Genomic DNA, 25,546 nt, shown 5'->3' with positions numbered 1-25,546 from the left:
AGCGCGCGCGGTGAGACCGCCATGGCGGGGACGTGGCGGCTGATGCGCCGGCTGGCCGACGGGGAACCGGCGAGCCGGGCCCGGATCGCGGCCGCGCTCGGCGAGCACTTCGGCAACGACCCGGAGGTCCGGCTGCTGCTGGTGGGGCTGGTGCGCGACGATCCGGCGCTGGAGGTGCGCCGCCGCGCCGCGGCGCAGCTCGCGGCCAACCTGGCGGACCGGACGGGAGTGCGGGAGCTGCTGATGCGGCTGGTCGACGACGAGGACTGGGAGATCCGCCGCACCGCGCTGCTCGCGCTGGCCCGGCACTACGGCGAGGACCCCCGCACCCGGCCGTTGCTCGTCCGGCTGGCCGGTCAGCCCGACCCCACGGTACGGGGCCTCGCCGGTCAACTGCTGGCGACGCTACCCAACACCAGCCCGGACGACTTCCCGTGACGCACCGCCGCGACGGCGGTGGTCGACGGTGCGGCCGGTAGGTCTCATCCGGCGCCGGTGGCCGCCGCGGCGGCCGGATAGACCCGGGTCTCGGCCGCCTTGACGGCTACCCAGAGCGTCTGCCCGGGCGCCAGTCGAAGGTGGGCGGCGGCGGCCGGAGTGATGTCGGCGGCCACGGTGACCCGGCCGTCGAGCTGCACCCGCAGGTTGTCGCCGTGGCGTTGCACGCCGACGACCGTGGCCGGCCAGGTGTTGCGGGGGCTGCCCTCGGGGCGGTGCGGATGCAGCGCCACGGCCGACGGTGCGAAGGCGACGAAGACGTCACCGTCCTGCCGGTCGTTGGTGACGAGCGGGAACCCGTCGGTGATCAGGACGAGGTGCCCGTCCGCGTGCCCTCGGTAGAGGTTGAGACCGACCAGACGGGCGACGTAGTCGGTGCGCGGCTGGGCGGTGACGGTGGTGACGTCGCCCTCCTGCACCACCTGCCCGCCTTCGATGATGACCAGCCGGTCGGCGAGGACGACGGCGTCGACGGGGTCGTGCGTGACCAGCAGCGTGGCACCGGGGTGGCCGGCGAGGTGGTGTTGCAGCTGGGCGCGGGTGTCGAGCCGGGTGCGAGCGTCGAGGGCGGCGAGTGGCTCGTCGAGCAGGAGCAGCGCCGGTTCCACGGCGAGGGCGCGAGCCAGGGCCACCCGTTGGGCCTGCCCGCCGGAGAGCTGCCGGGGCTTGCGCCGGGCGTGTTCGGCGAGCCCGACCCGGGCCAGCCAGTCCGCTGCCCGCTGTCGGGCCCGCTGCCGGTCGAGGCCCTGTCGACGTGGCCCGAACGCCACGTTGTCCAGTGCGGTCAGGTGCGGAAAGAGCAGGTAGTCCTGGAAGACGACGCCGATCGGGCGCCGCTCGGTCGGGATCCAGATCCGCCGGCCGGGATGATCGAGGTGGCGACCGGTGAGGTTGAGGTGCCCGTCGGTGAGCGGAAGCAGACCGGCGAGGGCCCGCAGCGCGGTCGTCTTGCCGGCGCCGTTCGGCCCGAGCAGCGCGACGACCTCGCCGGGGCGGATGGTCAACGGCAGGTCGAGTCGGAAGGTGCCACGGTCCACGACGAGGTGGGCGTCGAGCACCGCACGGCCGGGTGGTGGATCGCCCGGCGGGATCGGATCGACATCGGGGGAGTTCGGATCGGCGGTCACGAGCTGCCGAGCCAGCGGTCGCGGAGGCTGGCCAGGATCACCACCGACACGGTGAGCAGGACGAGACTGAGCAGCATCGCCGCCTCCAGGTCGGTCTCGAGGGCGAGGTACACCGCCAGCGGCATGGTCTGGGTCCGGCCGGGGAAGTTGCCGGCGAAGGTGATGGTGGCGCCGAACTCGCCGAGCGCCCGGGCCCAGCACAGTACCGTTCCGGCGGCGACGCCCGGCGCGACCAGCGGGAGCGTCACGTGCGTGAAGGTGGTCCACCGGCCGGCACCGAGGGTCGCCGCCGCCTCCTCGTACCGCACGTCCGCGCCGCGCAGCGCGCCCTCGACGGCGATCACCAGGAACGGCATCGCGACGAAAGCCTCGGCGAGCACCACACCGGCGGTGGTGAACGGCAGGGTCACCCCGAAGGTGCTGTCGAGCCAGCCGCCGACGATGCCGCGTCGGCCGAAGACGAGCAGCAGCGCCACCCCGCCGACCACCGGCGGCAGCACCAGCGGCACCGTGACCAGGGCCCGCACGAGGCGGCGGCCCGGGAAGTCGACGCGGGCGAGCAGCCAGGCCAGGGGCACCCCGAGCACGAGGCAGAGCAGCGTGGCGAGGGTGGCGGCCTGGACCGACAACCGCAGCGCGCCGAACACCCCGGGCTCGGTGAGCCGCTGCGGGAGGGTGCTCCACGGCGTCCGGATCAGCAGGCCGGCCAGGGGCATGACCAGGAAGAGCAGGCCCAGCCCGGCGGGCAGCAGCAGCGCGAGGGGCAGCCGACCGGTGCGCCGGGACCGTGGGGGCGGCCCGGACCGGGTGGGCACCGTCGTGATGTCGTCGTGCCGGGACATCGACTACGGGGCCTGGAATCCGGCCGCGGTGAGCACGGCCTGGCCCGGGCCGGAGAGCACATGGTCGACGAACGCCCGGGCGGCCGGCTTGTTCGGGGCGTTCCTCAGCACGACGATCGGGTAGTCGTTGATCGCCCCGGCCGATTCGGGGAACTCGACGCCCTCCACGTCGTCGTCGGCGGCCCGCGCGTCGGTGCGATAGACCAGCGCCGCGTCGACCTCGCCCAGCCGCACCTTGGACAGGGCCGCCTTGACGTCCTGTTCCAGCGTGACCGGGGTGAGTCGCACCCCGGCGGCGTCGAGCACCCTGCGTGCCGCCGCGCCACAGGGGACCTGTTCGGCGCAGAGCGCGACCTTGACGTCCGGTCGGGTCAGGTCGGTCAGGCCGCTCACCCCGTCCGGGTTGCCGTCGGGCACCGCGATCACGAGCTGGTTGCGGACGAAGACGCGCGGGTCGCCGTCGCCGTTGCCGGCGTCGACGACGGTCGTCATGTTCGCGGGCGAGGCGGAGGCGAACACGTCCGCCGGCGCACCCTGGTCGATCTGGTTCGCGAGGGCGGAACTGCCGGCGAAGCTGAAGACGACCCGGACACCGGGATTCGCCGCCTCGAAGTCCTCGCCGATCCGGGTGAACGACTCGGTGAGCGAGGCGGCGGCCAGCACCGTGACGTCGCCGGTCACGGCACCACCCTGCGGTGGTGGGTCGCTCTCGCCGCCGCAGGCGGCCAGCGCGAGCGTCGTCATGACGGCGAACAGGGCCAGGCGCCGGGTCGTCATGAGCCGTTTCTCCTGTTGTCCGCGTTGGCGGGGGGTCGCTCCACGACGACAGTGGTCGACTTGATCACCGCGATGGCCACCGACCCGACCGCCAGTCCCAGGTCGTCGACGGCCTCGCGGCTCATCAGCGACACCACCCGGAACGGACCGGCCTGGATGTCCACCTGGGCCATCACGGCGTCCTTGACCACGGCGGTGACGATGCCCCGGAGCCGGTTGCGGGCCGAGGACGCGTCGGCGCGCCCGTCCGGGTCGCCGGCCTGCGTCCGGACGAAGGCGGCCAGATCGACGCCGTCGATCACCCGATGTCCCTGCTCGTCGCGCCCGGCGGCAAGGCGGCCGGCGTCCACCCAGCGCCGCACGGTGTCCACGCTGACCCCCAGCAACTCGGCCGCCTCGCCCATGCGGAACATCGTCACGCGAGGCACCTTACGGCATGCAGTTGCGAGGTCAACAGCGGAGATGGTCTCGAATCTGCGGCCGGTGAGCGGTTGATGCTGCCGTAGCTGCTGCGCCGGACCCGGGGTTGCCCACTCGGTCGGCTCGCCATCTCGTGCGTCGCGAGGAGGTGGGACTGTCCGGTACGGACGCCCCATCGCCGCGTCGGGTCGCCGGCAGCCGGGCCGTTTCACGAATATTTCGGATCGATCTCGGTCAGGGTATTGACGATCTATGTTAACGCTAACAGCATGGAGGCTCCGTAACGCTCGCGTCTGGAGCCCCGCCATGCAGGTGTCTGCCGGCCCTCCGGCCTCACGCCCACCACGACGGATCCCCCTCGTGACGGCCGGCGTGCTCCTCTGCGCCGCCGCCGTTTCCCCGGGCGGCGCGGCCCAGGCCGCCGACGAGTGGTCGCCGCCGTCGTCCTACACCTCGACCGACCGGGGGGACGGCACGTACCGGGTGCCGTTGCTGCGCGCCGACGTGCCGGACATCAGCGTGGCCCGGGTGCCGGCCGCGGAGAGCGACGAGGGCCGCGACGTCTACTACATGATCAGCACGACGATGCACCTCAGCCCGGGCGCGCCGATCATGAAGTCGTACGACCTCGTGAACTGGGAGATCGTCAACTACGTGTTCAACCGGGCGAGCGTCGGCGACGCGTTCTCGTTGCGCAACGGGCAGAACTCGTACGGGCAGGGCCAGTGGGCCTCGTCGCTGCGCTACCACGACGGCGTCTTCTACGTGGTGTTCAACACGAACAACCTCGGCGGCGCGTACCTCTACCGCACCGACGACATCGACAACGGCGCGTGGCAGCGCACGGCGTTGGGTCGGGGCCTGCACGACCCCTCGCTCTTCTTCGACGTCGACGGCACGCCGTACATCTTCCACGGCTCCGGCGGCACCAGCGCGGTACGGCTCAACGCCGACCTGACCGCGATCACCGCGGACTATCCCAACATCTTCACCGCGGCCGACTACGCCGGTCAGCCGTTCGTCGGCGGATTGTTCGAGGGGGCTCAGCTCTACCACATCGACGGCTGGTACTACGCGGTCATCATCACCTGGCCGTCCGGTCAGGGGCGGCAGGTGGTCATGTTCCGTTCCCGGGAACTGCTCGGCCGCTACACCGCGGCCGGCGGGGTGAACAGCTACGAGGCGCGCGGCGTGCTCAACTCCAACGGATTCGCGCAGGGCAGCCTGGTTCCCATCGCCCGTGACGGCGGGACGACGGACTGGTACGGCATGTTCTTCCGGGACACGTTCCCGATCGGCCGCATCCCGGCGCTCATCCCGGCGACCTGGTCCGACGGCTGGCCGACCTTCGGCGACAACGGGGTCGTGCCGGTCGACGGCACCTTCGCCAAACCGATCCGGCTCAGCCCGGCCGAGGAGTTGTTCGCCCGGCAGCAGCGCATCGTGGTCTCCGACGACTTCGCCAACGACGCGCCACACCGGCCCTACCTCGACGAACAGTGGACCGCACCGCCGGGCGGCGCGGCGGAGATCGCGCCGAACGGGTCGCGACTGGACCTGGCGTGGCAGTGGAATCACGCCCCGGACAACCGGTACTGGTCGCTTACCGACCGCGCCGGCTGGCTGCGCCTGACCGCCGGCAAGGTGGTCACCGGCGACTACGTCTACACCAAGCTCGCCAACCGCGCCGAACTCGCCTGGTTCGAGGAGGCCCGCAACACCCTGTCGCAGCGCACGTTCGGGCCACGGCAGTCGGTGGAGACCAAGATGGACATCTCCGGGATGGCAGACGGCGACGTCGCCGGTCTGGCCGCCTACAACCGCGGATTCTCGTACGTCGCGGTCAGGCGGACCGGTGGCGTCAACACCATCGGGGTGGTGAACCGGGGCCAACCGTTCGCGGTCGACCTGGACCAGGCGACGCTGGAGAACTTCCTGCCGGGCAGCACCGTGCCGCTGGGCGACGCCACCGAGGTGCACCTGAAGGCGGACCTCGACTTCGCCTCGCCCATAGGTCAACTCTGGACCACCTTCCACTACAGCCTCGACGGGCGTCAGTGGTCCCAGTTGGGCAGCCGGGTCGGCCCGCAGACGCTGGACGGCAGTCTCGCCCACTTCATGGGGCACCGGGTCGGCCTGTTCAACTACGCGACCCAGCAGGCCGGCGGGCACGTCGACTTCGACCACTTCCTGCTCAGCGACACCCTGACGGCCCAGGGACGGTCGCTGGACACCAGCCGGCTGGACACCGCCATGGCGTACGCCGCCGCGCTCACCGAGGCCGACTATCCGGCCGACGCCTGGGCGACGATGCTCGCCCGGCTGGCCGAGGCGCGGGCGGCGCGGGACGGCGGGTTCGGCACCCAGAACCAGATCGACGCACCGGAGCGGGCGCTGAGCTACCAACTCGCCCGGCTCGGCGTGCTCCGGGTCCAACTGCCGGTGACCGTCGACGCGCGGGCGCGCTGCGTCGGGGGCCGCGCGCACCTGGCCGTGCAGGCCCGCAACGACCACGACGCGCCGGTCGACATCGTGCTGGAGACCGCGTACGGCACCCGGTCGGTGCCGGATGTCGCCCCCGGTGCCCACGCGTACCAGCAGTTCAACGCCCGCGACTCGGCGGTGCCCGCCGGCACCGTGACGGTCCGGGTCACCGGCACGGTCGACGGCCGGACGGTGACCACCGTGCGTACCACCGACCACCCGGCCGCCGACTGCTGACCCGTTACGGCTGGACCGCACGGGCCGGCCGCGCCGAACCCCGGATCCACCGCAGTGACCAAGGAGGATGTCAGTGACACATCGCGTGCGAAGGGCCGCCCTGCGCAGGGCCGCCGCTGTCGTCACGGTCGGGCTCATGCTGGCCACCGGGCTCGTCGCCGCGTCGCCGGCCCAGGCGGAGGACACCGACCTCGTGGTCAACGGCGGTTTCGAGGACGGTCTCACCGGCTGGTTCGTCAACAACGGCAACGCGACCGACAGCGCCACGCTGTCGCTGACGGCGGACGCGCACACCGGGTCGAGCGCCGTGCTCGTCACCAACCGGGCGACCACCGGGTCCGGCCCGATGCAGGACCTCAGCGGCCGGGTGCAGGCCGGGCAGACCTACGCCCTGACGGCCCGGATCAAGTACGAGAACCCGAACGGACCGGCGACGAAGCAGTTCTTCGCCACGATGCACTACGGCGCGGCGACCTACACCAACCTGGTCAGCGTCGTCGCCACGAAGGGGCAGTGGGCGCAGTTCAACGGCACCTTCACCATCCCGGCCGGGCAGAACGTGTCGACGGCGCGGCTGTTCTTCGAGACGCCGTGGACGAGCACCCCGTCCGCGGACCCCGAGGTGCACCTGATGGACTTCAAGCTGGACGGCGTGTCGGTGGTCGGCGCCGCGCCGCCGCCCGCGCCGTCGAAGACGATCGAGGTCGTCGGCAAGCTGCCGGGCGAGCACAACCCGTTGATCGGGCACAAGTTCGGCGCCGACGGCTTCGGCTTCGTGCACGACGGCCGGGTGTACCTGTACCTGACCAACGACACCCAGGGCTACGCGCCCGACCCGGTCACCGGTGTCTCGCCGGGCATCAACTACGGCGACATCAACCAGATCACGGTGATCTCCTCGGCGGACCTGGTGAACTGGACCGACCACGGCGAGATCCAGGTCGCGGGCCCGAACGGCGTGGCGCCGTTCACCGCCAACTCCTGGGCCCCCGGCATGGCCCGGAAGGTGGTCGACGGCGAGGAGAAGTTCTTCCTCTACTACGCCAACAACGGCAGTTCGAGCAACGTGATCACCGGTGACTCGCCGCTCGGCCCGTGGTGCAGCGAGCGCACCAGCACGCTGATCGACGGCCGTACCCCCGGCGCCGAGGACGTGGCCTGGAAGTTCGATCCGGCGCCGTTCGTGGACATCGACGGGGAGCCGTACCTGTACTTCGGTGGTGGTCCCGCGTCGACCAGCATGCCGCCGGCCGAACGCTTCAACAATCCGAAGAACCTGCGGGTGATCAGGCTCGGTGACGACATGGTGTCGACCGAGGGTACGGCGGCGGTGGTGGACGCCCCGGTGGCCTTCGAGGCGGCCCAGGTGTTCGAGCGCGACGGCAGGTACTACCTGTCGTACTCGTCGCACTTCGGCGGCAACGACTTCGGCGGCAACCAGACCCCGCTGCCCGGCTACCCCGGCGGCGGTCAGATCGGCTACCTGATCTCCGACGACCCGATGGACTGGCCGAAGGAGACCTACGCGGGCGTGCTCTTCCCGAACCAGTCGCAGTTCTTCGGTGCCGGCACCGGCGGCAACAACCACCAGTCGGTCTTCGAGTTCGAGGGCAGGTACTACTTCACGTACCACGCCCCGACGTTGAACAAGCGGATCAACGGCAACACCACCCAGGGGTACCGCAGCCCACACATCCAGGAACTGACCTTCAACCCGGACGGCACCATCCAGCAGGTGGTCGGAACCTACGCCGGGGTCGACCAGGTCCGCGATCTCGACCCGTACCGGGTGCTCGAGGCGGAGACCTTCGGCTGGAGCAAGGGCATCGCGACCACCAAGGTCGCCGGCGGGTCCGCCGAGTTCGGCGACGCGGCACCGAACCTGGTCGTACGCGACATCGACAACGGCGACTGGACGGCGTTGTCGTCGGTGGACTTCGGCGGCGGCGCCCGCAGTGTGACCGCGAAGGTGCGGCCGCTGGCCAGCGGCGGTTCGATCCAGATCCGTCTGGGCGGGGTGACCGCGCCGGTGGTCGCGACCATCCCGGTCGACGCGCCCCTCGGCGAGTGGACCGAGCTGACCGCCGAACTCGACGGCGTCGCGGGGGTGCACGACGTGTACTTCACCTACGCCGGGCCGCAGGGCGCCGACCTCTTCGAACTGGACACCTGGGACTTCGAGACCGGAGCCGGACCGGAGGTGCCGGTGACGGTCAGCGCACAGGCACGGTGCCTGGGTGGTGAGGCGTACGTGGCGGTGCGGGCGCGCAACGACCACGAGGCGCCGGTGGACGTGGTGCTGGAGACGGCGTACGGGCAGCGGACGGTGACCGGCGTGGCCCCCGGCGCCAACGCGTACCAGCAGTTCAAGACGCGCACCCCGGCCGTCTCCGCCGGAGTGGCCACCGTTCGGGTCACCGCCGAGGGTGTCGAGGGCACGACCGTACGCACCGCCGAATACCCCGCCGCGGACTGCGGCGACTGACCTGCCGTCCATTCACCAACGACAACGGAGCACCGGATGAGCACACGGAATCGCAAGCGGTTGGTCGCGGCGGGGGCTGCGGGCGTCCTCCTGGCCGGGTCGGCGGCGCTGCCGTCGCCGGCGCAGGCCGAGCCGGGGGACAGCGGCGAGGTGGAGGTCACCGTCGACATCGAGGAGATCCAGGAGCCGGGTGTGCTGGCGATGTCGATCGCCGGTGACTCGGTGGCGTTGACCGAGAACGGGTCGACGCTGCTGGTACGCCAGTTCGTGGGCGGGCTGCCGACGGTCACCGTCACCGACACGCGTACGGCCGGCGAACTGCCCGAGGGCGCGGCGTGGGCGGTGCTGGGCAACGCGACCGACTTCGTCGGCAGCGCCGGCCAGGCGCCGATCGGCGCCGAGCATCTGGGCTGGCGGCCACGGTTGCTCGACGGTGGTGACACCGGCCTGGTCAGCGCCGGCGAGGAGGTCGTCACCGTGCTGGACGAGCCGACGCAGCCGGGCAACAACGTGGGTCTGGTCGACCAGGAACTGCTGGTCTCGACGTTCGACTCGGGCGCGGTGGCCGGGGACGCGTACTCGGTCGACGCCGAGCTCTTCCTGCGCGCCCCGGCCGACGTGGCGGCCGGTTCCTACACCTCGACGGTGACGTTGTCGCTGTTCGAGTGAGAGCCGTCGCGGTGGCCGGGGCCACCGCACCTCCCGGGGGTCGTCGCGCGGCGGCCCCCGGGTCGTTCCCTTCCCGACCACGAAGGACTGTGATGATCCGATTCCTGCCGCGGTGGGGAGCGGTGCTGGTCGCGATGTCGGCCGTCGTGCTGCCCGCACCGGTCGCCGCGTCGGCGGAGCCGACCGGTGCGACGGTGACCTGGGCGGTGCAGCCGGCGGACGCGCGGGGCCCGGACGGCCGTCGGTGGATCGAGCACACGCTGGATCCGGGTACGGTGCTGACCGAGCACCTGGCGGTGCGGAACTTCGGCGACGCGCCGGTGGTGTTCGCGTTGCAGGCCGCCGACGGTTACCTGACCGACAAGGGGCGGTTCAACATGCTGACCGCCGGCCAGGAGTCGGTGGACGGTGGCACCTGGATCACGCTGCCCGAGACGGTGACCGTCGAGGCGAAACAGACGACCGTGGTGCCGTTCACCATCACCGTGCCGCCGGACGCGACGCCGGGAGATCATCCGGCCGGCGTCGCGGCCACGGTGACCAGCGCCGGGGGCACGGTGGCGGTGCAGAGCCGGGTCGGGTTCCGGGTGATGCTGCGGGCCAGCGGCACGGTCACCGCCGCGGTCACCATCGAGGACCTGGCCGTCCGGCACGAGCGGTCGTGGAATCCGTTCGCCTCCGGCGGTGTCCACCTGACGTTCACCGCGCGCAACAGCGGCAACGTCGCGGTGACCGGTGCCGGCACCGTGCGGGTGGGTGAGCTGTTCGGCCTGACCGGCCGGAACGGATCCACCGAGGTGCCGGAACTGCTGCCGGGCGACAGCAGACGCATCGAGGCGCACGTCGGCGGGGTCTGGGGGCTGGGTCGTTACTCCACCACCGTCGAGGTGACCCCGGCGGTCGTCTCCGGTGACCCGACCGGCGCCCTGGTCCGGCCGACCACCGTCACGGTCACCGGATGGACGGTGCCGTGGCCACAACTGGTCCTCGGGGTACTTGTCGGCATCCTGCTGCTGGGCTGGCGGATCGTCGCCCGACGGCGTCGCCGGCAGCTCACCCGGATGCTGGACCAGGCCCGCGCCGAGGGCCGCGAGTCCGTGCTCGCCGGCGACTGAGCCGGGAACGACACGTGGACGGTGACCCGGCAATCGGTCAGCACATCCAGAACTTTTCCAATATGAACAAAAAGATGACGACCTATTGCGGAAAGCGGCGTCATTGCGAGGATGTTTCGATGCGTCATCTCCCTCGGGCTCGGGGCCGCGTCGCCGCCGGTCTGCTCGCACTGGTCCTCGCCGCCGGCGTCGTCCTCCTCGGGCCGGCAACGCCAGCCTCGGCCCACGGCACCCTGGCGACGTCCACACCGGCCGAGGGCGCCGCCGTCGACGAGGCCCTGACGGCCGTGCAGCTCTACTTCACCGAGCGGGTCCGCGAGGACGCGTACTTCACCGTCACCGCGCCGGGCGGTGGCCGGGTGGACAACGGCTGGACGCATGGCGAACCCCGCGAACTCGACCGCCCGGTGCGGGAGTACTTCCTGGTCGACGGCGTGTTCGAGCCACGCGAGTACACCACCGGTTTTCCCGCGGTGGTGACCCTCGCACACCTGCCCGCCGCCGGCCAGTACTCGGTGAGCTACCTGTCGGTGGCCTCGGACGGTGACCCGGTACGGGGCACGGTCACCTTCCGGTACACCGGAAAGCCGACGGCCGCGCCGCCGAACTGGCAACCGCCCACCGGCCAGCCGGATCCGTCCCTGCTCGCCGCCGCCGAGCAGCACGGCAACTCCGGATCGCAGCCGGAGCCCGCTGCCACGGCCGGCGACACCTCGTCCGGCTCCCCGGCGAGCCCGGTCCCGTCGGTCGCCGCCGCGCCACCCACCTCCGACGACTCGGGCGGCGTCGGCCCGCTGGGCTGGGTCGCCCTGGTGGTGGCCGTGGTCGCCGTCGCCGGCTTCTTCGCCTGGCAGCGCCGTCCGGCCCGCGTCGGGCGGAGCCGCAAGGCGGCCCGCCGGCCCGGATCCTCCCGAACCCGCGCCAAGCCGACCACCTCCACCAAGGGACGCCGTGCCACGGGTGACGGACGCACGGTGGCGGTCCCGGCCGCCCGGCGAGGCGCGAAGCCTGCCACGGCGACGGTCCCGGCCGGTCGGGCGGTGACCACCGCCCGAGTGGCGACCGGCGAACCGACGAAGATCGCGGCGACCGCCCCCGAGGCGACCGCGGACGGATCCGCGTCGACCGGCTGGTGGCGGCGCGTCGGCGACACCCGGCTCGCGTTGCTGGTCGGTGGACTCGTCCTGACGCTGCTGGCTGGCTTCGCCCTCGGCCGGATCGGCACCGCCGAGGACCCCACCTACACCGCGCAGCCGCCGGGCACCGCACCGGGCGGCGGCGGCCAAGACGCGGCGCAGGCGGTGTCGGCCGGCGACGGGCACCAGCACGGGCCGGGAACCGGCCCGCACTCGCACCCGGGTGACGGCCAGGACCAGGCCACCGGTACGACCGTGAGCGCGGCCGGGTACACCCTCAAGCCGGTGCTGCGCTCGCAACCGGCCGGCGCGACGGCCGACTACCGGTTCCGGGTGGTGGGGGTCGACGGGCAGCCGGTGACCCGCTTCGCGGTGGTGCACGACAAGCCGCTGCACATGATCGTGGTCGGCCGTGACCTCGGTGGATATCAGCATCTGCACCCGACGATGGCGGCGGACGGCACCTGGAGCGTGCCACTGGAACTCACCCGCCCCGGCGGTTACCGCATCTACGCGGACTTCACCGTCACCACCGCTGACGGCAAGGGGCTGCCGCTGGTGCTCGGCGTCGACCACGAGGTGCCGGGCAGTTATGACCCCGCCGGGCTGCCTCCGCCGCAGCCACGGACGACCACCGGGCCGTACGTGGTGTCCATGGCCGGCACGCCCACCATCGGGATGACCGTCCCGCTGACCCTCCGCGTCGACCGTGACGGGGCGACCGGGCCGGTGCAACTGGAGCGTTACCTCGGCGCGTACGGGCATCTGGTCGTCGTCCGCGAGGGGGACCTGGGTTTCCTGCACGTCCACCCGGAGCCGGAGCTGGTCGACGGTGCGGCGAAGTTCTGGCTGACCGCGCCGAGCACCGGCCGTTACCGGGCGTTCTTCGACTTCCAGGTGGACGGGAAGGTGCACACCGCGGCGTTCACGATCAATCTGGCCTGACGTCCTCGTCCACCCGGACCTCCGCGGGCGCCGGATCAGCGGCCGCCAGGGCGGCACACCGGGGGCTGCGGCGGACCGCGCCGGTGCCGGTCGCACGGAACCGGCCGGTGCCCGCGGACGTCCGATCGGCATGAGCATTCGTCGAAGCGGGCGACTGGCGGTCGTCCCCCTGCTGTTGCTGACCTCCGCGGCCTGCGGCCAGCAGGCCGGTGGCGCCGGGTCGGGAGAGGCGGACTCACCCGAGCGGTCCTACTCCGCCGACACGGTGGTGTTCCGGATGGAGCACACCGGGGGGTTCGTCACGCCGGCCATGCTGGCCACCCGCCTGCCCACGGTGAGCGTCTACGGTGACGGCCGCGTGATCACCCAGGGGCCGGTGCCGTTGATCTATCCCGGCCCGGCGCTGCCCAACCTTCAGGTGGGCACGATCAGCGCCAGCGAGGTGGAGGAACTGCTCAAGGCGGCCCGCGCCGCCGGGGTGGGCGGCCCGGCGGACCTCGGCACCCCGCCGGTTGCCGACGCCCCCACGACCCGGTTCACCGTGCTCGGTGACAACGGGATCGAGGAGCTGGAGGTGTACGCCCTGGCCGAGTCCGGCGGGGCGTCGACCGGGCTCACCGCCGAGCAGCGGGCGAAGCGGGACACGCTGCGGGAGTTCGCCGACTCGCTGAGCGTCGAGTCCGGTCCGCTCGGCGACGCGCAGACGGACACGCGGCCGTACGCGCCGACCGCCGTCGCCGCCGTGGCCGAGCCGTGGGTCGCCAACGCCGAGGCCGGCGAGCAGCCCGAGGTGGCCTGGCCCGGGCCGGCGCTGCCCGGCACCGAGCTCGGACCGGGCCTCGGGCTGGGTTGTGTCACGGCGACCGGTGACGAGGCGCAGCAGGTGCTCACCGCCGCGGCGGCGGCGAACGCGGCCACCCCGTGGGTGTCGGACGGCAAGCGGTGGACGGTGGCCCTGCGACCGCTGCTGCCCGACGAGACCGACTGCGGCGACCTGACCAGCAACCGCTGATCCTGGTCCGGGCGGTCGGTCACCGGCCGCCCGGCCGCCGCTGGCTGGTCGCCGGCACCGGCCGCCTCCGGTGGGTCGCTGGCACCGGCCGGTTAGGCTGCCGCGCGATGAGCAAGAGGCTGTCCCGCGTCCTGGTCTACGGGGTTCACGGCTCCGGCAAGTCCACCCTCGCGCAGCGCCTGTCCGAGCGGCTCGGGCTGCCCTGGTACCCGGTCGACGACCTGCTCTGGGAACCCAACTGGGTCGAGGTGCCGGTGGCGCGGCAACGCAGCCGGATCGAGACGATCTGCCGACGGGACCGCTGGATCCTCGACGGGGCGTACCACGGTTGGCGGGACGTGCCGTTGGCCCGAGCGGACCTGGTCGTCGGCCTGGACTACCCGCGCGGGCTGTCCTTCCGCTGGTTGCTGCGGCGCACGCTGCGCCGGCTGTCGACGGGGGAGGAGATCTGCAACGGCAACCGCGAGTCGCTGGGCAGCGTGCTGTCCACCGACTCGGTCCTGATGTGGCATCTCACCGAGTTCGGTCGGGAACGGCGTCGGCTGCGAGCCTGGCACGGCGACCCGAGCGGGCCGCCGGTGCTGCTGCTCGACTCTCCGGAGGCGCTCGAACAATGGCTGGCCGGCCTACCACCACGGTGAGGGGTCGGATGGCGGAGCAGGTCGACGCTACGGTGGGCGGATGGACGAACTCGTGGCGCTCTATCTCGAAGGTGACACCTCGGGAACCGTCACCGGCACCGCGCCACGCAGCGCCGTACGGGCCGGCAACCTGCCGCACGCCGCGACGGCGGTGCTGCTGCGGGACGAGCGTGACCGCGTCTACGTCCATCGTCGCACCGACTCGAAGGACGTCTACCCCGGCATGCACGACGCCTTCGCCGGCGGTGTCGTGCTGGCCGGCGAGGATCCGTCCGAGGCGGCGGCCCGGGAACTCACCGAGGAACTGGGCGTCACGAACTGCGAGATCCGGCCCTGCCTGCGTTACTGGTACGCCGACGCGCGCACCAACTACCTCGCGTACGTCTTCGAGGCCCGCTACGACCGGCGCCGCTGCGGCCCGGTGGTGCATCAGCCCAGCGAGGTCGCCGACGGGTGGTGGCTCGACCTGGCCGAGCTGGTCGCCCGGCTCGCCGACCCGGCCTGGCCGTTCGTCCCCGACGGGCGGGTCACCCTCGAGCGTTACCTGCGGTCGGTGCCGAGCTGGGTCGAGCTTGACCAATCGTCGTGAGCGCGACTGCCGCGACCATGAAGATGGACCCATGGGGTTGTTCCTCCGAGGACGCGTCGAGACGACCACGGAGACGCATCGGACGACGCGGTACGAGATCTTCTTCGATCTGGTGTTCGTCTTCGCCCTGACCCGGATCACCGCCTACATGGCTGGTGACGCCTCGCCACTGACCCTGCTCAAGGGCCTGGTCGTCCTGCTGCTGCTGTGGATCTCCTGGCTGATCTACGCCTGGCTGGGCAACCAGGCCCGTGCCGACATCGGGCTGATCCGGGCCGGCACCACCGCCGTCATGGGGCCGATCTTCCTCATCGCCGTGATCATCCCGAACGTCTGGGAACCGGGCCTGCGCTCGCGCCTGGTCCTGGTGCTGTCGTACCTCGTGGTGCGGGCGGTCCACCTGGCGCTCTATCGCCGGGCGGCCGGGAGCGACCGGCGGCTGCACCGCACGTTGCGCATCTACACCGCGACCACCGCGCTGTCCTGGATCCCGCTCGTCCTCGGTGCCGTGCTCGGCGGTCGCGCCCAGTTGCCGCTCTGGACAGCGGCGGTCGCGGTCGACTTCGCCGGCGGACTGATCGCCTCCACGCTGAGCGGGTGGCCGTTGCGTAGTTCGGAGCACTTCGTCGAACGGCACGCCCTCGTGGTGATCATCGCGCTCGGCGAGACGTTGATCTCGGTCGGCGCCGGCATCGGATCCGAAATGATCAACGGGCCGACCGTGCTGGCCACGCTGTTCACCCTCGTCGTCACGGTCTGCCTGTTTCGGCTCTACATGCTGAACTCGGAGGCGGCGGGTGCGGTGTTGATGACCGAGCGCGGGCCGCGACGCGACCGGCTCGCGGCCAACGCCTACAGCGGCGGCCACTTCGCGTTGGTCGCCGGGACGATCTACCTGGCCCTCGGGGTGCACGAGGTGATCGCCCCGCTGGCGCATCACGAGCCCTGGGCCGTGGCCGGGTCACGCCTGCCCTGGACCTCGGCCGTCGCGCTGTTCGGCGGGGTCGCGCTGTATCTCGCGGGCGAGGTGCTGTTCCGTGGACTCAGCGTCCGATCGGTGACCCCGGCGCAACTGCTCGCGCCCGCGGTGGCCCTGGCGCTGCTGCCGGCCGGCCGGTACCTGCCCGGCCTCGCCGCCCTCGGCCTGCTCGCCGCCCTGCTCGTCATACTCGTCGGCTACGAACGCGCCTTCGGTGCCGGCCGGGCCTCCCGCCCTCCCGCGGCCACCTCAGGGCACGGCACCATGCCGCGCTGAGGCACCCGGCTGGGGGCTCGTGGATCCGTCCGCCGAGCCGGGCTGCGGGGCGCGTCGACCCGGCTGGTCCCGACCGCGCGGGTCAGCCGGTCGACGCGCCTGCCGCCCGAGAGGTCAGAAGCCGAGGGCGGCCGTCCCGCCGACCACCGGCAGGCGCAACTCGCTGTGGTGCGGTGCGACCCGCAGCCGGGTGCCGCCCGGCGGCAGCAGGGTGTACTCCTGGTCGCTGGAGAAGATCACCAGGCCGATCCGGTGGCCGGCCGGGAAGACGTGGTCCTTGGGTTCCAGGGTCCACCGCAGGTCGTACAGCCTGCCCTGGCGCAGTGGGTCGGTGCGCGACGCGCCGCGGCGGTTCTGTGGGTCCATCCAGCCCCGGGTCACCACGGTCGGTGCCACGGTCGAGCCGACCGGCCCGTAGTCGACCAGGTAGGCGGTGAGGTTCGCGTCCGGCTTGTTGTCGATCGCGAGCCGCAGCCGCAGCTCCGGACGGCCGGACATGCGGGCGTCGCGGGGCAGCGTGGGCGACAGGTAGGCCAGTCGGTGCGGGCTGGCCGTGCCCGGATCGGCGACCAGGGTGTCCGGGTGGACGGTGCGACCCTCGTCGACGAAACGTTGCTCGACGGCGCGCCTCGGCGCCCGGGCGGAGGTGAGCGTGCCGACCGTGGCGGCGTCGGTGGCGGCCAGCCGCAGCGCGACCTCCCGGCTGCCCGGGTCGGGCCAGTTGGCGTACGTCGTGTAGACCCGGTCCTCGCGCTGCACCACGGCGGTCGGCTCGTCCATGATCCCGTTGGGCACCTGCCACAGCCAGTGGTCGAACCAGCGGTTCTCGGTCTGCTTCCAGGTCCAGGTGCGGCCGTCGGGCAGGGTCACCGACGCGGCGTTGCCCGGCCCGCCGTGCCCGCCCTGGTGCAGCCAGATCTTGCGCGGTACGCGGTGCCGGGCCAACTCGTCCCACCAGCCGGCGAAGTGCTCGGTCTTGACGTTCCAGTCGTTCAGACCGTGCACGACGAGCACGCTGGCCCGCACCTTCCGGGCATCGAGATGATCACGGTCGCGCCAGAACGCCGAGTAGTCGCCGGTGACCCGGTCCTGCCGGGCGGTCAGCTCCGCGATCTCGTCTTCGCAGCGTCCCTGCGCCCGAGACTGACCGGCGGTGAACCCGGCCAGCACGTCGGTGTCCTCGCCCTGGTACGTCCCCGGCGCCACCACCAGGCCGTTGGCCCGGTAGTAGTCGTACCAGCTGCTGATGGCGGCCACCGGCACGATGGTCCGCAGCCCCGGGACGCCGGTGGTGGCCACCTGGTTGGGCAGCGTGCCGTTGTAGGAGACGCCGGTCATGCCGACGGCACCGGTGGTCCAGCCGGCGGTGACCGGCGCGCCGGCCGCGTCGTATCCCTTCGCCCGCCCGTTCAGCCAGTCGATCACCGCTCGGGTGCCGAGCGTCTCGGCCCGGTCGCCGCTGGTCGGGCAGCCGTCGGAATCGCCGGTGCCGACGCTCTGCCCGAGCACGACCGCGTAACCCCGGGGCACGTAGTAGTCGTCGAGCGAACCGGGCAGGTTGGCCTTCGCCGCCGCCCGCCGCAGCTGCACGTCGGACGTCCGCCGGCCGGACCGGCGGTCGATGCCGTTCTGCGGCAGCTCGTCGACCAGCACGCTCGGGTAGGGCACGTCGTACCAGACGTCCTTGCGGTACGGACTGTGCTCGAAGATGACCGGCACCTTGAACCCTTCGGTGGCGGTCTCCCGTGGACGGGAGATGTCGATCGCCACCCGGTCGGGCCGGCCGTCGTGGTCGGTGTCCACGGTGGTCTCGACGTACACCCGCTCCTCGATGGCGTCGGCGAGCGAGAACACCGGTTGGGTCATGCCGTCGACGACCACGATGCCCGGTGTGCTGGCGGGTGCGGGCCGCGCCGCCGCCGGTGCGGCGGACAGCACCACTGCGCCGGACAGCGCGGTGCCGAGCAAGGCGAGCAGACAGGGGGACCGACGCACGGGCGTCTCCCTTCGGTGGCTCGATTCCGCCAGGGGGTGGCGAGCATCGACCACATGCTATGCCAGCAGTCGGACATATTTACGTCTTGCGATGTTATCGCTCACCCACTACGTTGCGGAGTCAGGAGCGAAGGGCACGCTCCGACGTCCCCCGCCCGGTTTCAGGGCGGCTGACGGTACGCGCGGGAGCCTGGCACACGTCGCACCACCGCCGCCCGGGTGCGCCCACCCGACCTGACCACCCGGTCCGGCGCCGCACCGTACCCAGGCGCGTCCCGCGGTACGCCGGCCGTTCCCGGCAGCCACCACCGCGATGCGCCGCACCGCCGCGCGTCCACACCGGGCGCGGAATGGAGTCACGATGTCCAGGCGTAAATCGATCTTCGGGCCGGTCGCGCTCGCGGCGCTGATGGTGCTGGCCGCCGCCGGCACGGCGCTGAGCGCGAACCCCGGCAGTGTCCCGGCCGCCCAGTCGGGCATCCTGGCCGCGACCGCCGGTTGCGGCAAGGCACCCACCCTGCGCAGCGGTACGCACACCATCCAGAGCAGCGGCAAGAACCGCAGCTACATCCTGCGGGTGCCGGACAACTACAACAACAACCACCCGTACCGACTGGTGTTCGGGTTCCACTGGCTCAACGGCTCGGCGACCGACGTCGCCACCGGCCAGACCGTGCAGCGCGACACCTGGGCCTACTACGGACTGTTGCCGCTGTCGAACAACAGCACCATCTTCGTCGCGCCGCAGGGCCTCAACAGCGGCTGGGCCAACTCCGGTGGCGAGGACGTCACATTCGTCGACGACATGCTCCGGCAGATCGAGGGCGACCTCTGTGTCGAGACCACCCAGCGCTTCGCGCTCGGGTTCAGCTACGGCGGCGCCATGAGCTACGCCGTCGCCTGTGCCCGGCCGAACATCTTCCGCGCCGTCGCCGTCTACGGCGGTGCGCAGCTGAGTGGATGCAGTGGCGGCACCCAGCCGGTCGCCTACTTCGGGGCGCACGGCATCCGTGACAGCGTGCTCAACATCTCCAACGGGCGGTCGCTGCGGGACCGGTTCGTCCGCAACAACGGCTGCACCGCGCAGAACCCGCCGGAACCGTCGCAGGGCAGCCTCACCCACCGCAGCACCACGTACTCCGGCTGCGCGTCCGGCTACCCGGTGGTCTGGGCGGCCTTCGACGAGGGACACATCGCCGCACCGCAGGACGGCGCACCCGGCGACAGCGGCTCCCGGACCTGGCTGCCGGGCGAGACCTGGCGCTTCTTCACCCAGTTCGGCAGCGGCACCACCCCGCCGCCGAGCCCGACCACTCCGCCGCCGAACCCGACCACCCCGCCCCCGAGCCCGACCACGCCGCCGCCCGGTGGCGGGGCGTGCCGGGTCACCGCCGAGGTCAACGCCTGGAACACCGGCCTGACCGAGCAGATCACCATCACCAACACCGGCAGTTCCACGATCAACGGCTGGTCGTTGGTCTTCACGCTGCCCGGCGGGCAGACCATCACCGGCGGCTGGAACGCCAGCTACTCACCGACCTCCGGGCAGGTGACCGCGCGGAACGTCTCCTACAACGGCACCATCGCTCCGAACGCGTCGGTCGGCATCGGCTTCCAGGCCACCCACACCGGCAACACCGCCGAACCGGGTTCGTTCACCCTCAACGGCGCGGCCTGCACCCTGGGCTGACCGGTACGGCCTGTCCGGGCGCGGATCCCACCCCGGTCCGCGCCCGGGCCCGGCCGCCGAGCCGGCTTCCGCTCTGGTGGTGTCCGCCGGTGGCGCTGGCGTACGCTGCGGTCCTCCGGTCCTGCGCCGACCCGCGCGAGTCAGCGGACCGGCTCGATCGGGAAGCGGCCGCGGCACCACCGCCAGTGGCGGCCCGCCTTCAGGTGGTCGATGACGGCGCGTTGCAGCACGGTGTCGCGCGGCAGCTGGTCCAGCGGAGTGGTCAGGGTACGGAACACGAACCGCACCACTTCGACGTCGGCGTCGAGCCCGTCCGGCTCCTGATAGGGCTCCAGCTCGAATCGTCGCTGGAAGCGGACGATGTTGGAGTCCGCCGGCAGGTACTCCCGCAGCTGCGGGTCGAGCAGCCAGGAGCCGCAGGCGAACGCCGGGTAGTGCTCGTCGGGGAAGTGGCGTGGAAAGAACGCGCGGGCCTCGTCTAGTGACGCCTCGACCGCCGCCGGGGTCAGCGGCCCCGAGTCGGGGATGTGCAGTTCGATGGCGGTGCCGCCGCGATGGTGCTGGAGCCGGCCGAGTTCGTAGACGCTGCCGCGCACGTGCAGCGTCAGCCAGCTCTGCATGACCGACCAGCCCTCGCCCCGCATCCGCCGGTCGATCGCGAGGTTGCGACCCAGGTCCGCGAGGGTCAGCCAGGAGACGGTGTCGGGGACACCGTGGTCACGGTGGTACTCCCGGACCACCTCGACCAGGGCCAGGTACGTGTAGACGTAGAGGTGCCGCCACGCGGGCCCCCGCTCTCGTGGCAGCACCGGACCGGGCGGCAGCCACTCGTGGCCCCCGAGATCGGCGCGAACCAGGGCGATCGAACGGTCGAGCAGCCAGCGCAGCTCGGGGGTCCACTGGCTGGAGTCGGGGTCGGGCCAGCCCGCCAGGATCTCGGCGGCGTCGTCCGGTCGCACCGCGAGCCGGTCGAGCAGGGCAGGCGCGTCTGCTCGGGCGGGCACCGGCGCCGACGGATGGTCGCCGGCGAGCCGGTGCACGCGGTCGACGTCCTCGACGGGTACGCCGAGCCGGGTGGCGATGTCGTCCAGATCCACGCGGAAGACAGTAGCGACCGGTGCGGGCGTCGCGACAGGCCCCGCCCGCGCTGCCCCGAGGTCTGGTCAGGGGTTGGGCGGGGTGACCGCGATGATCAGGTGGGCCGGCTGGTCGCTGGCGTTGCGGTAGAGGTGGGCCAGGCGTGAGTCGAAGGTGACGGCCTCGCCGGTGGTGAGGGTGTACGCCTCGCCGCCGATGTCGGCGACCACCTCGCCGCTGATGACGATGGCGCACTCGGTGGAGGGGTGCGCCCACGGCTCGGCCGAGCTGGCGTCGCCCGGGGCGAGGTGGGCCTGGAGCACCTCGAGATCGCCGCGCCCGGGGGTGAGGCGTTCGTAGGTGATCTGGCCCGGCGGAGCGGTGAGCAGGCTGCGGCTGCCGGCCCGGCTGATGTGCACCGCCGGTGCCTCCGGTTCGGAGAACAGCTCGGCGATCGAGGTGTCGAAGACCTGCGCGAGCTTGCGCAGGGTGGCCAGGCTCGGGTCGGTCGCCCCGTTCTCGATCTGACTCAGCAAAGCGGGTGACACGTCGGCGGCTGTGGCGAGCTGCCGCAGCGTGAGGGAGTGCTGCTGGCGCAGGACGCGGAGCCGGTCACCGAGCATGTGAACCTCGATCCGATAACAGTGTGACTAAAAATGTTTGACCAAGCTACACGGCTCTGTTTAGGGTGGTCAAACAAGAGGCCGGCGCTGTTTGGTACTGGTGGACAAGCCGCGTCCAGACACGAACCGGACGAATGCGAGTCCGGACTACATCCAACCCTGCGACGACGCACCCCGAGAACCCGACGCACCCCTGAGAACCCGGAACACCGTCACCGGCCGTCTGGGCCCGGCCGGTGGGGGTGCCGCCGGACGTCGATGCCCCGCGGATCCCGCGCAGCGGGCCGCGCCATACGAAGGTAGGAACAGCATGTCGGTGTCCCCCCGCCGGCTCCGCACCGGAGCGCTCGCTCTGGCGACGCTGGCCGTCATCTCCACCACCGCCTGCACCGCCGGCGGCAGCGGTGGCAACGCGAACGACGGTGAGGCCAAGACCCTCACCGTCAACACGTCGTTCGTGCTCAAGACCCTCGACCCCGGCCGCGTCTACGAGGCCACCGGTCTGACCGCCGTGCACGCCCTCTACGACACCCTGCTCACCTTCGAGGGGTCCGATGTCGGCAAACCCGTACCGGCGCTGGCCGAGTCGTACGAGGCGTCCCCGGACGCGAAGACCTTCACCTTCAAGCTGCGCTCCGGCGTGACCTTCGCCGACGGCAGCCCGCTCACCGCCGACGACGTGGTGTTCTCCCTCAACCGGTTGAAGAACATCAAGGGCAGCCCGGCGGTAACCGTGAGCGAGCTGAGCGTCAGCAAGACCGACGACAGCACCGTCGTGGTCACCTCCGCCACGCCCAACCCGAACGTGCCGGTGGTGCTGGCGATGCCGTCCACCGGCGTGCTCAACGCCGAGGTCGCCCGGGACAACGGCGCCAAGGACGGCGCGGACGCCGCGCAGGGCGACACCGCCCAGCAGTACCTCGACACCAACTCGATCGGCAGCGGCCCGTACGTGCTGAAGTCGTACGAGCCGGAGTCGCAGGTGGTGCTGGAGGCCAACCCGAACTACTGGGGCGACAAGCCGCAGTTCGAGCGGGTGGTGCTGCGCAACATGGACGTGCAGACCCAGAAGCTGACCATGCAGCGTGCCGAGAGCGCCGAGATCTCGCTGGACATCTCCGGCAAGCTGCTCGACGGACTGCCGGAGAGCCTGCAGACCTCCGGCGTGCAGGACACCGTCTACTTCCTCTTCCTCAACGCCGACCCGGCGGTCTCGGCGGTGACCGCCAACCCGAAGTTCAACCAGGCGCTGCGCGCCGCCATCGACTACCAGGGCATCGCCGCCCTGTACGGCGAGGGTGCCGCGCCCGGCGCCGGCCTGGTCGCGCCGGCCTTCCCCGGCACCCTGCCGGCGAGCGAGGCGTCCACCCGGGACGTGGCGAAGGCCAAGGCGCTGCTCGCCGAGGCCGGGCTGACCGACCCGACAGTCAAGTTCAACTACCCGGCCATCACCTACAAGGGCGTGGACCTGGGTACCGTCGCCACCAAGGTGCAGGGCGACGCCGCCGAGGCCGGCATCACGCTGGAGTTGAACCCGCAGCCACTTACCACCTTCCTCGACGAGATGCGCAGCGGTAAGTCGCCGCTGGGCTTCACCCCGCAGAGCCTGAACTACCCGGTCGCCGACTCGCTGATCAACAACATGGCACCCGGTCAGGCCACCGCGCTGCGCTCGGGCTGGACCGTCGAGCGGGCCGACCCGGCGATCGTGGCCGCCGGTGAGAAGGTCACCGAGACCCTCGACCTCGCGGCCCGGGCCACCGCCATGCAGGAGTGGCAGCGGCTGATGAACCAGTCCTCCCCGTACATCGTGCTGGCCAGCAACTCCTCCACGGTGGTGGCGACCGCCGACCTGACCGGCGCGGACTACTCCGCCGCCGGCTGGCAGGTCGACGTGGCCGCGGTCGGTCGTCGGTAGTCGGAGCACCATGACGACGGTCCACAACGGCGAGCCGGGCGCGGTCACCACGACCGCGCCCCGGCCCCGCCGCGCCCACCCGCTGCTCGCCTTCCTGGCCAAGCGGCTGGCGATCACCGCCGGACTGCTGCTGGGCGTCACCGTGGTGACGTTCGGGCTGGTCAACGTGGTACCCGGTGACCCGGTCACCGCCAACCTGTCCGACCAGGCCCTCAACGACCCGGCCACGGTGGCCGCCTTCCGCGAGAAGTGGGGGCTGGACCAGCCGCTGTGGCAGCAGTACCTGCACTACCTGGGCAACCTGGTCCGCGGCGACCTGGGCATCTCCCAGCAGACCGGCCGGGCGGTCCTGGACGACCTGGTGCGGTACGTACCGGCGACGATGGAACTGGCCATCCCCACCATGGTGCTGGCGCTGCTGATCGGCACCGGGATCGGCATGCTCGCCGCGGTGCGCAACGGCCGGGTCACCGACCAGATCGTCCGGGTCGCCGCCCTGCTCGGGCTCTCCACGCCACCGTTCTGGCTCTCGCTCGTGGTGCTCTACGTTTTCTTCTACCAACTCGGCCTGGCCCCAAGCGGTGGCCGGCTGTCCACCGGCTTCAGCCCGCCGCCCACGGTCACCGGCATGTACACGGTGGACGCGGCGCTGGCCGGTCAGTGGGACGTGGCCTGGGACGCGGCACAGCACCTGACCCTGCCGGTGCTGGTGCTGACCTCGCTGACCGTGGCGCTGCTGGTCCGCTTCGTCCGCTCCGCCATGCTGGAGGTGCTCCAGCAGGACTACATCCGGGCCGCGTACGCCAAGGGTCTGCCGACCCGGGTGGTGCTGCGCCGGCACCTGCTGCGCGCCGGCCTGGTCCCGGTGGTCACCGTGTCCGGCCTGGCCTTCGCGTCGCTGCTGTCCGGGACGGTGCTGGTGGAGAGCATCTTCGGCTGGCCCGGCGTCGGTCAGTACGCCTACCGCAGCGCCACCGCCCTCGACCTGCCCGCGATCCTCGGGGTCAGCCTGTTCGTGGCGCTGGTCTACACGCTTGTCAACCTGACCGTCGACCTGCTGTACGGGCTCATCGACCCGAGGATCCGCCTGTCATGACGATGATCGCACCCGATCCGGTGGCCCCCGACCCGAAGGTGGACCGGGCGCTGACCCGCCGTCGCTGGCTCGGTAGGCTGCGCGGCGGCTCGACCGGCCGGCCGGTCTGGCGACAGCCCATCGCCGTGGTCGCGCTCACCATCCTCGGTGGCTGGCTGCTGGTGGCGATCCTCGCCCCGCTCGTCGCCCCGTACGACCCGCTCGCCCAGAGCGCGGACACCTACGCGGCCCCCTCGGCGGCGCACTGGTTCGGCACCGACTCCCTCGGCCGGGACATCTTCAGCCGGGTCGTGTACGGTGCCCGGTTGTCGATCCCGCTGGCGCTGGCCATCGTCTCGCTGGCCCTGCTCGTGGGCGGCCTGCTCGGGCTGGTCGCCGGATATCTGGGCCGGCTCGCCGACGAGGCGTTGATGCGACTGACCGACCTGGTCTTCGCCTTCCCGCAGATCATCCTCGCCATGGCGGTCACCGCCGCCTTCGGCCCGAACACCCGCAACGCGGTGCTGGCGCTGGTCATCGTCTCCTGGCCGGTCTACGCCCGGGTCATCCGCAGCGCCGTACTCAGCATGCGGGGCGACGACTACCTCAACGCCGCCCGACTGCTCGGCGTCGGACCGGTCCGGGCACTGCGCCGCGACGTGCTGCCCAACAGCATCGGTCCGGCGATCGTGCTGGCCACCCTGGAACTCGGCAACGCGGTGCTGCTGCTCGCCGCGCTCTCCTTCCTGGGGCTCGGGCCGCGCCCACCCGCCGCCGAGTGGGGCTCGATGGTCGCGCTCGGCTCCCAGGACCTGTCGATGTGGTGGGTCAGCGTCTTCCCCGGCCTGGCCATCCTCACCGTCGTGATGGCCTTCAACGTGCTCGGCGACGCGCTGCGCGACCGGCTCGACCCCCGCTATGCGAAGGGACGCTGAG

At 71.9% G+C, this 25,546-nt stretch carries 21 protein-coding genes; 14 read left to right on the top strand and 7 right to left on the bottom strand.

Features of this window, described 5'->3' with window-relative positions; genetic code table 11:
• On the top strand, window positions 1-438 hold a 438-nt coding region (locus V5O40_RS11665), incomplete at its 5' end, for a HEAT repeat domain-containing protein (RefSeq protein WP_332905447.1).
• Window positions 439-482: 44 nt separating this feature from the next.
• Here the strand turns inward: V5O40_RS11665 and V5O40_RS11660 are convergent.
• The 4 genes from V5O40_RS11660 to V5O40_RS11645 all read right to left on the bottom strand — a co-directional run bounded on the left by V5O40_RS11660 (window position 483) and on the right by V5O40_RS11645 (window position 3,663).
• Window positions 483-1,556, bottom strand: coding sequence for an ABC transporter ATP-binding protein (locus V5O40_RS11660; protein ID WP_332905452.1), 1,074 nt, complete (start codon window positions 1,554-1,556; stop codon window positions 483-485).
• A 65-nt stretch (window positions 1,557-1,621) separates the two neighbouring features.
• Window positions 1,622-2,467, bottom strand: coding sequence for an ABC transporter permease (locus tag V5O40_RS11655; RefSeq protein WP_332905446.1), 846 nt, complete (start codon window positions 2,465-2,467; stop codon window positions 1,622-1,624).
• Between the two features lie 3 nt (window positions 2,468-2,470).
• Window positions 2,471-3,244, bottom strand: a complete 774-nt coding sequence (gene modA / locus V5O40_RS11650) for a molybdate ABC transporter substrate-binding protein (RefSeq protein WP_332905445.1) — start codon at window positions 3,242-3,244, stop codon at window positions 2,471-2,473.
• Window positions 3,241-3,663: a TOBE domain-containing protein gene (locus V5O40_RS11645; RefSeq protein ID WP_332905444.1), complete on the bottom strand. Its 423-nt coding sequence runs from the start codon at window positions 3,661-3,663 to the stop codon at window positions 3,241-3,243. Before V5O40_RS11645 ends, modA begins: the two co-directional genes overlap by 4 nt.
• Window positions 3,664-4,024: 361 nt before the next feature.
• Between V5O40_RS11645 and V5O40_RS11640 the strand changes: the two genes are divergently transcribed.
• From V5O40_RS11640 to V5O40_RS11600, 9 genes are all read left to right on the top strand, one after another.
• Window positions 4,025-6,385 carry a glycoside hydrolase family 43 protein gene (locus tag V5O40_RS11640; RefSeq protein WP_332905443.1) on the top strand — a complete coding sequence of 787 codons (2,361 nt, stop codon included), beginning with the start codon at window positions 4,025-4,027 and terminating at the stop codon, window positions 6,383-6,385.
• 73 nt (window positions 6,386-6,458) lie between these two features.
• Entirely contained in the window at window positions 6,459-8,870 is a 2,412-nt protein-coding gene (locus V5O40_RS11635; RefSeq protein ID WP_332905442.1) for a family 43 glycosylhydrolase, read from the top strand.
• A 36-nt stretch (window positions 8,871-8,906) separates the two neighbouring features.
• Window positions 8,907-9,539, top strand: a complete 633-nt coding sequence (locus V5O40_RS11630; RefSeq protein WP_332905441.1) for a hypothetical protein — start codon at window positions 8,907-8,909, stop codon at window positions 9,537-9,539.
• Window positions 9,540-9,631: 92 nt separating this feature from the next.
• Window positions 9,632-10,654 (top strand): hypothetical protein, encoded by a 1,023-nt coding sequence (locus V5O40_RS11625; protein ID WP_332905440.1) that lies wholly within the window; start codon window positions 9,632-9,634, stop codon window positions 10,652-10,654.
• 119 nt (window positions 10,655-10,773) lie between these two features.
• Window positions 10,774-12,735 (top strand): copper resistance protein CopC, encoded by a 1,962-nt coding sequence (locus V5O40_RS11620; RefSeq protein ID WP_332905439.1) that lies wholly within the window; start codon window positions 10,774-10,776, stop codon window positions 12,733-12,735.
• A gap of 130 nt (window positions 12,736-12,865) precedes the next feature.
• Window positions 12,866-13,747: a hypothetical protein gene (locus V5O40_RS11615; RefSeq protein ID WP_332905438.1), complete on the top strand. Its 882-nt coding sequence runs from the start codon at window positions 12,866-12,868 to the stop codon at window positions 13,745-13,747.
• 107 nt (window positions 13,748-13,854) lie between these two features.
• On the top strand, window positions 13,855-14,388 hold the full coding sequence (locus tag V5O40_RS11610; RefSeq protein ID WP_332905437.1) for an AAA family ATPase: 534 nt from the start codon (window positions 13,855-13,857) through the stop codon (window positions 14,386-14,388).
• 40 nt (window positions 14,389-14,428) lie between these two features.
• Window positions 14,429-14,977: an NUDIX hydrolase gene (locus V5O40_RS11605; protein WP_332905436.1), complete on the top strand. Its 549-nt coding sequence runs from the start codon at window positions 14,429-14,431 to the stop codon at window positions 14,975-14,977.
• Between the two features lie 31 nt (window positions 14,978-15,008).
• Window positions 15,009-16,232 (top strand): low temperature requirement protein A, encoded by a 1,224-nt coding sequence (locus V5O40_RS11600; RefSeq protein ID WP_332905435.1) that lies wholly within the window; start codon window positions 15,009-15,011, stop codon window positions 16,230-16,232.
• A 114-nt stretch (window positions 16,233-16,346) separates the two neighbouring features.
• On the opposite strand, the gene V5O40_RS11595 is transcribed toward V5O40_RS11600, so the two are convergent.
• Window positions 16,347-18,227: a Xaa-Pro dipeptidyl-peptidase gene (locus tag V5O40_RS11595; protein ID WP_332905434.1), complete on the bottom strand. Its 1,881-nt coding sequence runs from the start codon at window positions 18,225-18,227 to the stop codon at window positions 16,347-16,349.
• 361 nt (window positions 18,228-18,588) lie between these two features.
• On the opposite strand from V5O40_RS11595, the gene V5O40_RS11590 reads away from it, so the two are divergent.
• Window positions 18,589-19,917, top strand: coding sequence for a cellulose binding domain-containing protein (locus V5O40_RS11590; RefSeq protein ID WP_332905433.1), 1,329 nt, complete (start codon window positions 18,589-18,591; stop codon window positions 19,915-19,917).
• A 140-nt stretch (window positions 19,918-20,057) separates the two neighbouring features.
• Here the strand turns inward: V5O40_RS11590 and V5O40_RS11585 are convergent, their stop codons facing one another.
• The gene (locus V5O40_RS11585) at window positions 20,058-21,014 is read right to left on the bottom strand and encodes an acyltransferase domain-containing protein (RefSeq protein WP_332905432.1); all 957 of its coding nucleotides are present in this window, start codon (window positions 21,012-21,014) and stop codon (window positions 20,058-20,060) included.
• 66 nt (window positions 21,015-21,080) lie between these two features.
• Window positions 21,081-21,617, bottom strand: coding sequence for a cupin domain-containing protein (locus V5O40_RS11580; protein ID WP_269741230.1), 537 nt, complete (start codon window positions 21,615-21,617; stop codon window positions 21,081-21,083).
• Between the two features lie 310 nt (window positions 21,618-21,927).
• Between V5O40_RS11580 and V5O40_RS11575 the strand changes: the two genes are divergently transcribed.
• The 3 genes from V5O40_RS11575 to V5O40_RS11565 are packed head-to-tail and all read left to right on the top strand — an operon-like array spanning window position 21,928 to window position 25,545.
• The gene (locus V5O40_RS11575; protein WP_332905431.1) at window positions 21,928-23,535 is read left to right on the top strand and encodes an ABC transporter substrate-binding protein; all 1,608 of its coding nucleotides are present in this window, start codon (window positions 21,928-21,930) and stop codon (window positions 23,533-23,535) included.
• A gap of 10 nt (window positions 23,536-23,545) precedes the next feature.
• Entirely contained in the window at window positions 23,546-24,631 is a 1,086-nt protein-coding gene (locus V5O40_RS11570) for an ABC transporter permease (protein WP_332905430.1), read from the top strand.
• On the top strand, window positions 24,628-25,545 hold the full coding sequence (locus V5O40_RS11565) for an ABC transporter permease (RefSeq protein ID WP_164447180.1): 918 nt from the start codon (window positions 24,628-24,630) through the stop codon (window positions 25,543-25,545). The genes V5O40_RS11570 and V5O40_RS11565 overlap by 4 nt, the downstream gene beginning before the upstream one ends.
• Window position 25,546 lies beyond the last annotated feature (1 nt).

Origin of the sequence: Micromonospora palythoicola (assembly GCF_036689795.1) — a bacterium.
Taxonomy (GTDB): domain Bacteria; phylum Actinomycetota; class Actinomycetes; order Mycobacteriales; family Micromonosporaceae; genus Micromonospora; species Micromonospora palythoicola.
The sequence above is the reverse complement of the archived record's forward strand: the minus strand, read 5'-3'. Positions and strand labels throughout refer to the sequence as shown.